This window comes from Calothrix sp. NIES-2098, assembly GCF_963875125.1.
GTDB lineage: Bacteria > Cyanobacteriota > Cyanobacteriia > Cyanobacteriales > Nostocaceae > Aulosira.
Genome location: NZ_CAWNKJ010000001.1, coordinates 3,766,670 through 3,780,296 on the forward strand (window position 1 = coordinate 3,766,670; position 13,627 = coordinate 3,780,296).

Genomic DNA, 13,627 nt, shown 5'->3' on the forward strand with positions numbered 1-13,627 from the left:
GTAATTCTCACTTTCGATTGATAGTGACAATAATTTCTGTTCCTTGACCCGGTTGGCTTTGAATCATTAGTTGTGCGCCAATGCGCTCTGCCCGTTCGCTCATTCCTAATAAGCCAAACCCACCGCTTAAAGGAATGCTACCGACTCCAAAGCCCCTACCATCGTCTTTAACCCGTAAGATACACTGTGTCTCGTTGTACGCTAACTCAACCCGAATTTCGCCAGCATCAGCGTATTTAATCGCATTCGTTAATGCTTCCTGCCCAATTCTGAGTAAGTTATTCTCCACTTCGGTTGCTAGGGAATAGGCTGTACCCTGAGTTTTGCAAATCACAGCCGTGTTGGTCGTTGATCGCATTTGAGCCACAATACGATGCAGGGCACTCTCTAAATTACCTTCTTCTAGCAGCCGCGGACGGAGTGCTGATACGGAGCGTCGTGCCCCAGCCAGCCCAGCGCGTGCTAGTTCCTCAATCATTTCCAGATGTGCTTGGGTTGCTTCTAGGTCGCCCGCCAACACTTGTGTTGCTGCTCTAACCTGAAGTAAAATACCCGTGAAGGATTGAGCTAGTGTATCATGAATTTCTCGCGCCATTCGGTTGCGTTCTTCCAGAATAGAAGCTTGTTCAGATCGTTCGCGTTCGCGCAGTGCAGCATTTCGCTGTTCGGTAATGTCAAGAATTATTCCTAGCATCTGCACAGGCTGTCCGGCCGCGTTATAAATGCCTCGACCTCGACCTACCAGCCAGTGAATACTGCCATCTGGATGAATAACTCGATATTCAGCTTCAAAATCAGTATGAGTTGCTAGAGATGTTGTAATAGCTTGTTCAACCCGATGAACGTCTTCTGGATGAACGCGATCGCGCCATGCCTGATAGCTGCTCTCAACCTCACTAGGAACTAACCCCAGCAATCGAGCAAAATTGTCGTTCCAATCTACTTTGTTCTCCGTGATATTCCAGTTGCCACTACCGATGTGCGTGAGATCCATCGTCAGCCTGCGTTGCTCTTCACTTTGTCGCAAGGCATTCTCTACTCGTTGACGCTCTTCAATCTCCTGCCAAAGGAGCAAAGTCCGCTCAGTAATTTGCTGTTCTAAGGTTTGGTTGTAGTCGGCTAGAAGTTTCTGGGTTTGTTTGCGCTCGGTGATATCTTGAAAAGCTACAATCGCATAAGCTACTTTGCCCTGTTCGTCAAAGACTGGAGTACCCCAAACCTCAACTGGAATTATTGCGTTATTTTGGCGAATTTCCATATCATCAACGGTGGTGCGTTCGCCGCTCAACGCCCGGATGGCTGGCAATTTTTCAGTGGGATAGATTCGCTCCGTTCCCGTCACATAAAATTGATAAGCCTCTGAGATTTGCTCCGGCGGCACAGCAGGATCGATCCCTTTACCCATGAGTTGAATGCCTCGTTGATTGGCGTAATAAGGGCGACCCTCTGCATTGACGATGCCAACGCCCACCGGAACTGCTTCTAGAAATTGAGTCATCCTGCTTTCGCTTGCCCGAAGCTTTGCATAGAGTTTGGCATTTTCAATTGCGATCGCTGCCTGTGTAGAAAGTAGGCTGAGAATTTGCGCTCGCTCCGGTGTAAATGCCCCAGTTGCCAGCTGATTTTCTAGATACAACACACCGATGAGCTTGCTTTGATTGAGCAGTGGTAAACAAAAGACTGATTGAGTCTGGTGGTGTTGAATATAAGGATCATTGATAAAATTACCTTCACGAGTAGCATCATTGAGAATGACCGACTCATGAGTCCGAATCACATAATGAACAATCGATTCAGGTAAACGATTGGCGATCGGAGTTGATTGCAGTACTTGGGTTGCACAGGTCTGTGCGCCCTCAATGAGTTCACAGGTCGCTTCGATTGTCCATTCTCCTGCGTTTTCTAAAAGCAGACATCCGGTTTGCGCTCCAGCATTCTCAATGAGGATCTGCATTAAGGTGTGGAGCAGTTGTTCCAGTTCAATCTCACTGGAAATCGCTTGGGATGCTTTCATTATTGTTGCTAAATCGAGAGCAACATGAGAGGTATTAGAGGTAGTTCCAGCAGCAGTTTGGATTGGTATGGAACTCACACTTGTTGATTGAGGAAAAAACTGAGGATAATCAGCCTCTAAATTCCTGGACTTTGCCGTTGCACCCCACCGTTCATAGCAGTAGTGAGCTTCCTTCATATATATCTGGGCAAATTTTTCCAAACCTCGCGCCAGATAATGTTTAGCAGCTAATTCGTAAGCTAACGCTTCTTCCTGAATATATGCGTTTTCTCTAGCTCCAGCAATCGCTTGTTCGTAGAATTTTTCTGCCTCAAGCAACTGACCTAAAACTCGCGCTTTTTCTGCCTCGACTAAATGATATTTATGCAGAAAATTCATAGGCGCATAACGCGCCCATTTGTGCATTTTTTCCTGGTTGCTGCTCGCGTTAAGCAAAAATACTTTTTGTTCTGAATCCGGAACAGATGAATAAAGTGCTAGTCGCACCAAAGAGTCGTAAAAGCAGAACAGCGGCATCGTTACTTGCCCTGGCGCACCTTTGAGATACCCTTCAGCCGCATTTGCACTTTCTAACGCTTGACTAAACTGCCCAAATAGATAGCAGAGGATCAGCTTGTTGATATAGAAATATTGAAATCCCAGAGAATCATTGTTTGCTAAATAGCGATTCAATCCCTGTTGCTCGTTGTAAGCAACGCCTTGTAAACAGCAGGGGTTATTAACCTGTCCTTGTAAGTTAAGCACTGCCTGCCAAAAGATTTGATGGTAATTTAAGCAAGTTTCCTGCTTCAATTGGGCGATCGCATGGCTGTAATTCTCCATCTCCTGTTCTAATTCTGTCAGTTCTAATCCACTGAAATATAAATACTCACATTTTTGGTAAGCCGCTAAACCTGCAAATCCGAAATCTCCAGTTTCTACTCCGCTAGAGTAACTTTCCTGCAATAGCGATACAATCTCCCTAAAATGGGATTTTCCAAAGCTGATGCCTTCCGCAACAATGAGAAAGGTTTTGCTTTTAAGTTCTTGGGCATTCAGTCGTTCCACAAGGTTGAGGGCGAGTTGACCAAACTGATGAGCTTTCTCTACATCCTGAGTTGCTGCGGTGATCACGACTCCATAACAAGAATAGGCAACCGCAGAGGTGGGTGCATTGCCATATTGAATCGATAACTTGACTTGCTCGCACGCCATCAGCCAAAACAGTGCAGGTGCAGCCTGAAAGGCAGGAGAAGCGATATTTGAAATAATCCGCATGGCTGCCAATTTACTGGCATCTGTCATTAAAGGTAAATGCACTAAATCTTGAATATTCCTTCCTTGCAGAACTGCTCCTGTTTCTTTTAGTGCTTGTTGAATCTGCAATTCTGTGGGTGATTCTGGCAGGTTCAGCCCTAGTTTTGCCAACACTTGCAATCCGACTTTAATTGCGTCTAACTTGTGAGTTTGTGCTACATGGGTTTTGATTGTGACCTCATGAACTTTCACTTCATCTAAAATGGTTCTGGCTGCTTGCAGAACAATAGCAACCCATTGCTCCATTGCCAGAAAGTCACCAGATAGATAGGCAGTCTCAGCAGCTTCTTCATGGAGAACCAAACTGAGATCGTACTGCTGCTGCCAACTATCGGTTGCGAGTGACTCGATGCCTGCGATCGCATACTTCAAAGCTGCACTATAGGCAGTAGCCGCTTTGGCTTTTTGGGCTGCCATTAAGTTGAGTTTGGCAATGCTGTTTCGTTCCTGCCCAAAGACGAGAGCGATCGCTAAATTGAGATGATCCACAATTGCAAACAGCCGCTCTGATAACTCCTCTGGCAGCGTTTTTTCCAGCAGATTGCGACCGATTTGCAGATGAACCGCCTGTTTGTGCGATTCATCGATTAGGGCATAAGCAGCTTGCTGGACGCGATCGTGCAAGAACTTATACTCTTGAATTAACAAGTTTTCATCTAATTCAGATAGTGGTTCAATTAATCCAACTTGTATGGCTGCTAGTAAATCTTGAAAAACCGTTTCAGGTGGTTTATCGCAAACAATCGATAGAGTATCTAAATTAAATTCAGCGCCGATGCAAGCAGCTAAATGGAGAATTTGCTGTGTATTCTCTGGCAGTTTCTTCAACTTGTGAAGCATCAACTCCACAACATTATTAGTGATATCTTGGGCTTGGATCTGAGCTATGTTCCACTGCCAGCTTAAATGTTCAACATCAAAGGTCAATAAATTTTCGCTATACAGCATTCTCAAAAATTCATTGACAAAGAACGGATTGCCCTCGGTTTTACGCAAAACTAACTCAGCTAAGGGATGAACGATGTCTGCATTCCGATGCAGCGTCTCGGCAATCAACTGATTTAACGGACCCAGCGTTAAGGGTGCTAAAATAATTTCCTGAAGTACTACCCCTTGTTTTCGCAGCCTCTCTAGCATTAATGCTAATGGATGCGTTGGCTTGACTTCATTATCTCGATAAGCTCCAATCAAAAATAGTGATTCGGCTTGCTCATCCAGCAGCATCAACTCAATTAAATTCAGCGTTGCTGAGTCTATCCATTGCAAATCATCTAAGAATATCGCTAGGGGATGTTCTTTTGAACAAAACACTCGCACAAATTGTCCAAAAATCCGATGAAAGCGATTTTGAGCTTCAGTTGCTCCAACTTCCGGTACAGGTGGCTGCTTGCCAATAATTAACTCAACTTCCGGGATGACATCAATGATGATTTGTCCGTTGCTTCCCAGAGCCGTTAGCAGGCGCGATCGCCACTGTTGCACATACTCGTCTGGCTCACTAAGCAATTGCCGTACCAATTTTTGCAGGGCAACCGCGATCGCACTGTAGGGAATATTGCGCTGAAATTGATCGAATTTACCAGAAATAAAATAGCCACGCTTTTGAGTGATTGGTTTATAAATTTCCTGCACTAACGCTGATTTGCCAATACCAGCGTAGCCAGATACCAACATCATTTCAACTTGGAATTTTGGGTTGCCCGTTTGTTGGGTTTGGGAAGTTGTTTGTGAATTGTTTGGTGAAGCAGCAACGGGATTTAACTCTGGACACGCTACACGCTCGAACACCGCCAGTAACATTGCAACTTCCTTATCCCGTCCATACAGTTTTTGGGGAATTTGAAAGCGATCGCAAACGTCTTGAAGTCCCAATTGAATGCTAGAGATTTGACCGATTTCTGCTAATTGTTCACCACAGATTTCTAAATCCGCTTTGATGCCCCAGGCACTTTGATAGCGATTTTCAGCATTTTTCGCCATCAGTTTGAGAATGATATCTGATACTGGCTTGGGAATCGTTGTATTTATTTCATGAGGCGCAATTGGATGTTTGGCTATATGACAATGGAGTAGCTCCAGCACGTCTGTGGTGGGAAATGGTAGTTGTCCGGTGAGCAGTTCGTAGAATGTCACGCCCAACGAGTAGAAATCAGTCCGGTAATCGAGCAAACGGTTCATCCGCCCTGTTTGCTCTGGAGATAAGTATGCAAGTGTCCCTTCTAATACATGAGGGTTTTTGAAAGTCGGATTCGTGCGGTTAAATTGGGTGGCAATTCCAAAGTCAATAATTTTGATAACGCCAGTATCTAGATTGAGGACTATGTTTCCAGGGTTGATATCTTTATGAATGACATTGGCTGCATGGATTCTGCCTAGAATTTTGGTGAGAGCGATCGCAATACGGAGAAAAGTTGATAAAGGCATCGGGCAGAAGACATCTGGGCGCTTGTGCATCCATTTCTCTAGGGACTCTGCCCCAAAATCTTCTAAGAGAATCACCAGAGTACGTTGATAATCCTGCTGGCTGTATGCCTTAATCACTCCTTCCAAGTTAAGGGAACGGGTAATTTTATATTCCTGTCTGTAGCGGGTGAGTTCTTGAGGTGAGGGATAATCAAGCTTTAGCATTTTTACTACGACCGCTACTCCATCCTTTCTAATGCCTCGATAAACCAGAGAATTAGGACTTTCGTATATCTTGTCTTGGATGGCAATACCAGGTAGAGCAATCATAGAGCAACTCTTGAGAGTATAATCTGGCATACCTCAAACTATACAGCAATTCTCATTCTGAAAATAATTACTTACTATTTGGTAATCGAGAATAAATTTAATACGATTAAGGGTCTAAACTATGATTTCAAACTCCAGCACTCTCAACACCTTTTCTTCCAAATTCGTCAAATAAGCCCGCTTCAGCTTCCCCAACGATTCCAAAAACTTCTGCACCGATTCCTTCAGCCCACTCGAATACACCTGTGAAATGCGGCATATATGTTACATCTGCTGGCATTCTGCACGCAGGTAACCAAAGGCTATGGGCACATCTCGAAGCGGAGCATATACTTACTTAGTATGCTTTTTGCCGCTTTTTCATAGTTATAAAAGGTGCATGGCATTTGTTACATTCTCCTTGTTCCCACAAAGCAGGGATAGCAAAACGCTCTTTGCAAAAAGGACATTCTGAAAGTAGACGTAACTTGTGGCGATCGCAACCCACTGTTGATTGAAACTGCCACTCCAATCGATGATATGCTTGCTCTGCATAACACACAGCACACAAGCGGATTGGCTCCAGTTTCATTTTTTCACCCTTCGGTGGGAGCATTTGAGCAATTCGGTCTGCATCCAAGCCAATTATTTTGCCCATAGCTTCTAATTCCTTTTGACTAGGAAACGGATTAAACCGAAATTTCTCCCATCTTGCTAAGACTGGGCCAATTCCTGCGGCTTTACTTAAAGTTCCAGGCGACGAGACACAAACAGCTTCGTGTCGTCTAAATCGACCAAAATAGTGGCTAATACTCTCCCCTTCCTTAGGTTCAATATACCAAGGTGGATTTTGAACAGCTTCTGGCTCCATAATTTAAGGTTCAGAACTTATACTAAAACTTGAATCTAAAAGCAAATAAGCTAATTCAGCTTTTACGTTTAAATTTAACTTTTGGTTCTTTACGCCTGCCGAACCGTTTCGTCAAATTATATTGATTCAGTTCAAAATCTTGCTCATCTATTTTTAGTATTGCAATCTTACGAAGCAAATCATACAAAGGCTCAATCAAACCTCCAGATTTTAGTCGCAAATAAGAAACTACACTATCAATTTGAGTAAGATTTAATCGACGATTATCTGGCAAAAATTTTTCTTCCCAATCGTTTACTACCTCAATTACTTCTTCCTCATTTAAATTAGGAAATTCGTATGACTCTAAAAACGAGTCATGAACGCGCACGTATGGGAGACTTTTCCGTTCAAGAATATTTTCGCCTAAATAGTAAGTGCCAACTAAGATAACGGGGATTCGCATTTTTGTAAAAACATCAATTAGCTCATTAAAAGCTTCCAATGTTAAGTAGTCCGCGTTACCAATAATGAGTATTTTTACACCGTATCCTTTAACAGTTCCCCATGCACGCGATCGCAAATCTCGCAATGTACCAACATGAGCGAGCGGATGACCAATTTCTTCCAAAATAGAGCAGTACAAATCCGTTGGCCCTCCATGCTGCTCTATTTCGGCGTAAATTACAGTTGCTGGAACTTCCAACAACGTTCCTCTTCGCTTTACGTACTGCGTCCTGTACAATTGACAAGCTTTTAATAAGCCAGAACCCGTAGCGGAGGTAACATAACCACAAAGTTTTGCATCACGCTGATCATCCAGCCAGTCAAATAATTCAGTATCACGATCTAGGGGAAGGTAAGTGTTAGCTTTGCCAATCCTTTCAACCTCAGCTTGTGCTTGGGGCGATCGCCGTAGTTCCTCAGCAGATTGCAAACGCGCATCAAACGACTTCTGAAATTCTAGATTGGCATGGGCTAAGTTTGTCTCCGACATGGCAATTACCAATTGTCCTTCATAAATTGGTTCCAATCTTGCACACCTACTCTAGGTCTTCGTCTACCTTTAGCTGTTTGATTGGTATCAGGTTTACTCTGCGTAACTTGCTTATCTATTGAATTTACAATATTTTGTGAATCTACATCAAAAGCTGATGTTAAATTTTCTGGTGAGTTTGTTATTTCCTGTACTGTTACATTTTCGGGAAATAATTCGACTACTGTTGATTTGTTTGACTTAACCTCATGTTTCTGTTGAGCTTTTTTCCGAAGGTGTCTGCGTCTCTCCTTGCGGCTTTGTTCAACATCCTCGAATCTAGACAACCGCTCGTTCAAAATAGAAGAGTTATCAACTTCTTTACCCTCATCACGCAATTTTTTCTTTATATAATTTAATTCACCTAGAGACATCCTTTCTCTTTCGCAATCTCTAGCTTGTATAACACCAAGATACTCTCCTGGCTCACCGTTAATAGGGCGACTATAAGCAAGAATACTTGTAATATTTCGCTTGTCATATCTCAAAGAAACTTGCTTCCCTTCATAATTTAACAAGCAGTCTCCTTGGTATACCCAACCCTGAAAGTTGACAGAACCATATTTTTCTACATTGCGTATCGCAACTTTCATTAAACAAATGTCTAGTTCACGTTCATTGATAATTTCAGGTTCTTCTAGTAAAAATCCTGATTTCCATCTCTCAATTCGTTTTTGATTTTTTACCCTTGGATAATTGTGGTGATTATAGTGGTCTACAAAATATCTCACCAATATTTTTTCTAAATCATCCAATGTCAAACAGGCAGTTCTTTCCGCTTCTGGAGGACGTTCTTCAATACTGGAACCAGTGTATCCACCATATAATGACAAAATTTCTTTATTAATTTTGTCAAATATCGACTCAATTAAGCCACCTGCTTGGGGAAAAGCACGCAAACGTCGTACAAAATCTAATTGTAGTGAAATTTGTTTTAAATGTTCTGACTTAAATTCCTTTGCACGGTCTGTCACTACATATTCAGGAATTCCATAAATCTCCCATGTTTCTTGAAGCTCATAGTCTGTTTCGTAGTGCTTTGGTAGAATTGCATGACGCAGAGCCAAAGCAACTTCATGTGAGCCAGCAGGTTCCAAACCAAGATGAAAACCTGTAACACAACCAGAGTAGCTATCCATTACCAAGGTGATGTATGCACGACCAATAACTTTTCTAAATTCCTCATCAACCAACAAAATATCTAATTTTGTATGGTCTATTTGCCAAATGTGGTTGCTGTGTGTGATTTCTAAAATACCTTCAGTTGTTTGAATAATTTGCCCTTCTATGGGCGAGCCAGGATGACGTACTCTCTTATTTTTTTCTTCAAGATAACAATTTATTATTTTATAAACAGTGACATGAGAAGGATGCTGTCCTACTATTAAGTCTTCCCGTGCTTGAGAATATCCCTTAAATTTTTCATTATATTTCTTGTCTTTTAGTTCCTCTCCTTTAGAAGCTAAAGCTTTTAAATAGCCAAAAATCTGATTGTGATTAATCCGAGAACCATCCCTGTGTCCCCATTCATAAAGGCTCACAATAAAATCATGCCAATCCTTAGAAATGCGATATTGTCCCTTATCCTTGCGGCCAACAGCTAGAGTCGCAACCCCTACCTGTTCAACTTTCTCTATCATGCGTTTAATAGTTCGAGTGCTTTTTCCCAGAACTTTCGCTGCATTTGCGATCGCATCCCTACGAGCCGCCTTGTTAGGTGCTTGGCGGATGGCATCTATTAATTCCACCTTTTTGGCATAATCTGATGAATCTTCGTTAACTAGCAGGTATTTTGTTTGTTCTTCTTCCTTACTTACCGCTTCCTTAATCTCCAATGCTGGAAAGGCTTCCTTCGTAGGCTTCCTAGGCATAAGCTTACCTCCAGAAATATGTCATCATTTAATTTAAAATCTTACAGCATTTGTGACATCATTTGATTTAAAAGCATTCAGAGAATAATCAAGTAATTAAAAACGCAAAACCCTTAATAAGCAAGGGTTTTGGTGATTAATCCTATTCATTGCAGAGATGACAATATTTATTTAAATTGGACAACAATTATTTAATGGACACCATTAATCTCAAATCTATATGCTGCAAGCTTTTCAAGGATTCGCACTGCGAGTAATTAAGTACCCCTATTGTCAATAATTATAGCTGAAAATGTGGCAAATCTGGATAATCCTAGATAATTAAGCTGATGCACATCTAAATTGCACATTTTATTGTTTGGGTTGTCAAGAGTCAAGGATACACTTGGACTTTTGACCTTTGACTCTGGACAATCCTTCAAAAGAATCGGCTACATAACCACCAAACTCTTCTAAAATTGGGGCTTGACAATCCGGCGATCGCTGTCACATCCAAATAGCCATGAAGATTATCTATTTACGTATTGGGAATAAAGATTTGGGCAAAGAGGCATATCAATCTTCAATCAGGAGTCGTGCCAGACTGGGTAATGCCTCGCCATAGGTCGGGTGGATATGCACTGATTGTTCTAACACCTGCCAAGTTGCATCCATTTCCATCAGCGATAAAAACACATGCACTAATTCTGCTGTTTCATAGCCAACCAGGGTTGCGCCTAAGATTTTGTCGGTATCGCGATCGATTACCATGCGGTAAAACCCCAAGTCATGTCCCCATTCAATCCCACGGGCAATCTGAGCCACTGGTAGGGTGACAGCACGGGCGTTAATACCCCGCTTGGTTGCTTGTTCTAGCGTCATCCCAACTCTTCCCACTTGTGGTTCCGTATACACCGCATAACCGAGAACGCGATCGCTTCGGGTGCGTTGTTCTCCACATAAAATAGCTTTCAAGCGACGATAATCTTCCCAAGAAACATGGGTAAAGGCAGGTTGTCCAGCAGCATCTCCGATGGCGTAAATTCCTGGAGTTGTTGTCTGAAATTGGTCGTTGATTTTGATAAAGCCTTTTTTATCCAGTTCTACTCCTGCGGCTGCAACATTCAATGCATCTGTGTTTGGTTTGCGCCCAATTACCACCATTAAAGCCTCACCCTCCAGGATTTCGCCGTTACTCAGGGTGAGCGTGAATATATTATTGTTGTAGTCAACTTGTTCTACATTGACCTGAAAGTGCAGAGAAATGCCATCTTGCTGTAATGCTTCTGCCAAGGTTTGACTAACATCTGCTTCTTCTTGTGCCAACACGCGATCGCCGCGCACAATGAGATGAGTTTCACTTCCTAAACGAGCTAACCCTTGTCCCAATTCCAACCCAATATAACCTGCACCAATCACTAGTAAACGCTGCGGTAGTTTCTTTAAATCAAAGAAGTTGCGATTGGTGAGATAGGGAGTGCCAGCTAAACCAGGTATATCTGGGATCGCTGAAGATGTACCAGTATTGATGACAACCAGTGGTGATTCAACAGTGACATCTTTGCCTGTGACGATGCGTTCTCCACTGAATGAGGCTTCAGCGCAAACTACTTGCACTCCAGCATCCTCTAAACGCTGACTAACCCCTTGATTAAAGCGATCGCGAATACCTCGAACTCGCTCCATCACTCTAGGAAAGTCAACCTGAACCTGAGTGTGAATCCCCAGTTTGGCAGCTTGACGGGCGCGGCCTGCGGCATGGGCAGCGGCTAAAAACGCTTTGGAAGGAGTACATCCATAGTTAACGCAACTACCACCTAACGCATCTCGTTCAAACAGCACAACTTTATGTCCCGCTTTGGCAAAATCTGCGGCGAAAGGAATGCCACCTTGTCCGCTACCAATGACAATTAAATCTGCGGTTTCCATCTCTACACCCCCCTCATCTTTGAGTAACAGCAATCGCACTCACCCTCAGTTTACGGTCAAATGCCATGTAGCTGGCTGTTATTTCAAAGCAGTGTGTCAATCGTAATGGGCAGTTCACGGATGCGTTTACCTGTGGCATGATAAACAGCATTGGCGATCGCCGCAGCAGATCCGACAGTGCCAATACACGATCCTTACCCCTTCTGGGTTAAACACTCCTCTATAAATGTCACCGTTCATACAGTCCAACCAACCGCGCTTGCTCAATCACATGGTCAGCGATCGCATTAAGTAGTTGCTCGCGGTTCATATTTGGTTTAAAATCGAGCGCTGCATCTAGGGCATACAACCAGAAATAGTAATGGTGCAGCCCATGCCCTTTTGGTGGAGCAGGCCCGGTATATCCTGGCTGATTAGCACTGTTCATACCTTCAGTAAATTTACTACCATCCCCCTGAGCAATCTGGTTCGCTGTTGGGGGAATGCCATAGACCAGCCAGTGAGTAAAACCCTGTGGCAGAGGCGCATCCGGGTCATGGCAGATGAGTGCTAGTTGTTTGGTTCCGGCTGGCAGTCCACTCCATTGCAGCGGCGGTGAGATGTTTTCACCGTCACTGGTATACTGTTTCGGGATATGTTCATTAGAAGTGAATGCAGGGCTGTGAATTCTTAAATCCTTAATATTTAACGCCATTGTGAATTTCCTTTTGCGACATCAGCTGCATTAAAGAAATCATCGCAGCAGCACAGGTTGAGCATTAATGCGAATGCGGAAGAGGCTATAAGGCTTCTGACGTAAATCGCGTCCTTTTTGGTAGCGTGCTTGACGGTGTAACTGGTTGGCTGTGACATAAAGATAACCGTCTGTTGCTACACAAAGGGTATCAGGCCAAAGCAGGCGAGGATCGTGTACTACCGTTTCCCAAGCTCCATCAGGATGGCGACGTAAAATCGCATTGTGTTCGTAGTTCGTCGCATAAATACATCCAGCTGCATCCGATTCGAGTCCATCTGCACCGCCGCCTTTATCTCCTTCATCAATTACCGTTGCGGCGACGGCGCGATCGTTAAGCGCTCGATCCACTAAAGCATCAACTGCAACACTGTAGAGACGACGGCTACTAAGCGGACAATAATATAAGCGCGATCCATCTGCACTAATGGCAATGCCGTCTGACCCCATTTTGACAGGTTTAGTTGAGCCATCTGGCTGACGTTCCATGAATGGGCGACCCTCAACTACAGGGAGAAAGCTTGATGGCTCCTCAGCTTTGGTGGAATAATGATCGTGCAGCTTACGCCAGCTTTCACCCGATGCCAAATCCACGACAATAATCCCGTTCGCGCCTTGACCTGAAGAATCGGTGATGAACGCCATGCCCTCAGCACCGCGCCGCAAGTCAAACCGGACATCGTTAAGGTAGGTTGTTGGCAACGCTACATCTTGGGGAAAAAGAATCGTTTTGATAACTTGATTGCTTGTTAGATCGACACAAACCAGCTTAGGCCCGCCGTAGTGCGTCGGTTGGAACATCGGGCTACCAGTATCGAGAATCCACAGGCGATCGCTAGGGTCAACCACAACACTTTGCACAGATATTAGCGTTTGGGCAAGGTTATCTGGGTGCGTGCGATTGATTGCCTCATTGGGATAAGCCACCGGACGACCATCTCGGATTTCTGCCACTGTAAAGCCAACATCATCGCCCCACTTAGGAAAATTGACAAAGATGCGTCCCTGATGAGATACCGTTACACCCGTAGGCATAGCACCATCAAACTGGGCAACAGATTCCAGCGTGCCTAATGATTCGTCTGTTGGAAGCTTTTGTAACTGACTGACCATGAATAATATCTCCTCAATAATCCTGGAACAGTTTTTGTCAGCAATAGGTTGACTATTCTGGTTTATGGAAATCCCGTCTTAACGAAAGTCTGCT

The 13,627-nt window shown here is 43.7% G+C and carries 9 protein-coding genes; all 9 read right to left on the reverse strand.

Annotation, left to right across the window (positions count from 1 at the left end; genetic code table 11):
- Nucleotides 1-7: 7 nt before the first annotated feature.
- Nucleotides 8-6,043, reverse strand: coding sequence for an AAA family ATPase (locus AACU33_RS15750; protein WP_096595271.1), 6,036 nt, complete (start codon nt 6,041-6,043; stop codon nt 8-10).
- A gap of 127 nt (nt 6,044-6,170) precedes the next feature.
- Nucleotides 6,171-6,302 carry a hypothetical protein gene (locus AACU33_RS15755; RefSeq protein ID WP_339376055.1) on the reverse strand — a complete coding sequence of 44 codons (132 nt, stop codon included), beginning with the start codon at nt 6,300-6,302 and terminating at the stop codon, nt 6,171-6,173.
- Between the two features lie 78 nt (nt 6,303-6,380).
- Nucleotides 6,381-6,893 (reverse strand): TniQ family protein, encoded by a 513-nt coding sequence (locus AACU33_RS15760; protein WP_096589578.1) that lies wholly within the window; start codon nt 6,891-6,893, stop codon nt 6,381-6,383.
- Nucleotides 6,894-6,948: 55 nt separating this feature from the next.
- On the reverse strand, nt 6,949-7,905 hold the full coding sequence (locus tag AACU33_RS15765; RefSeq protein ID WP_339376056.1) for an ATP-binding protein: 957 nt from the start codon (nt 7,903-7,905) through the stop codon (nt 6,949-6,951).
- Entirely contained in the window at nt 7,875-9,743 is a 1,869-nt protein-coding gene (locus tag AACU33_RS15770; RefSeq protein ID WP_339376057.1) for a Mu transposase C-terminal domain-containing protein, read from the reverse strand. The genes AACU33_RS15765 and AACU33_RS15770 overlap by 31 nt, the downstream gene beginning before the upstream one ends.
- 591 nt (nt 9,744-10,334) lie before the next feature.
- Nucleotides 10,335-11,687: an FAD-dependent oxidoreductase gene (locus tag AACU33_RS15775; RefSeq protein WP_096595273.1), complete on the reverse strand. Its 1,353-nt coding sequence runs from the start codon at nt 11,685-11,687 to the stop codon at nt 10,335-10,337.
- Between the two features lie 13 nt (nt 11,688-11,700).
- A complete protein-coding gene (locus AACU33_RS15780; protein ID WP_339376058.1) occupies nt 11,701-11,871 on the reverse strand; it encodes a hypothetical protein in 171 nt (56 codons plus the stop codon).
- Between the two features lie 45 nt (nt 11,872-11,916).
- On the reverse strand, nt 11,917-12,381 hold the full coding sequence (locus tag AACU33_RS15785; protein ID WP_096589580.1) for a YbhB/YbcL family Raf kinase inhibitor-like protein: 465 nt from the start codon (nt 12,379-12,381) through the stop codon (nt 11,917-11,919).
- Nucleotides 12,382-12,420: 39 nt separating this feature from the next.
- A complete protein-coding gene (locus AACU33_RS15790) occupies nt 12,421-13,533 on the reverse strand; it encodes an L-dopachrome tautomerase-related protein (RefSeq protein WP_096589581.1) in 1,113 nt (370 codons plus the stop codon).
- Nucleotides 13,534-13,627 lie beyond the last annotated feature (94 nt).

Excerpts from the sequence above, each read along its gene's own strand:
- AACU33_RS15775 (WP_096595273.1), bottom strand. The coding sequence starts at position 11,687 with ATGGAAACCGCAGATTTAATTGTCATTGGTAGCGGACAAGGTGGCATT.
- AACU33_RS15785 (WP_096589580.1), bottom strand. The coding sequence starts at position 12,381 with ATGGCGTTAAATATTAAGGATTTAAGAATTCACAGCCCTGCATTCACT.
- AACU33_RS15760 (WP_096589578.1), bottom strand. The coding sequence starts at position 6,893 with ATGGAGCCAGAAGCTGTTCAAAATCCACCTTGGTATATTGAACCTAAG.
- AACU33_RS15755 (WP_339376055.1), bottom strand. The coding sequence starts at position 6,302 with ATGCCGCATTTCACAGGTGTATTCGAGTGGGCTGAAGGAATCGGTGCA.
- AACU33_RS15750 (WP_096595271.1), bottom strand. The coding sequence starts at position 6,043 with ATGATTGCTCTACCTGGTATTGCCATCCAAGACAAGATATACGAAAGT.
- AACU33_RS15790 (WP_096589581.1), bottom strand. The coding sequence starts at position 13,533 with ATGGTCAGTCAGTTACAAAAGCTTCCAACAGACGAATCATTAGGCACG.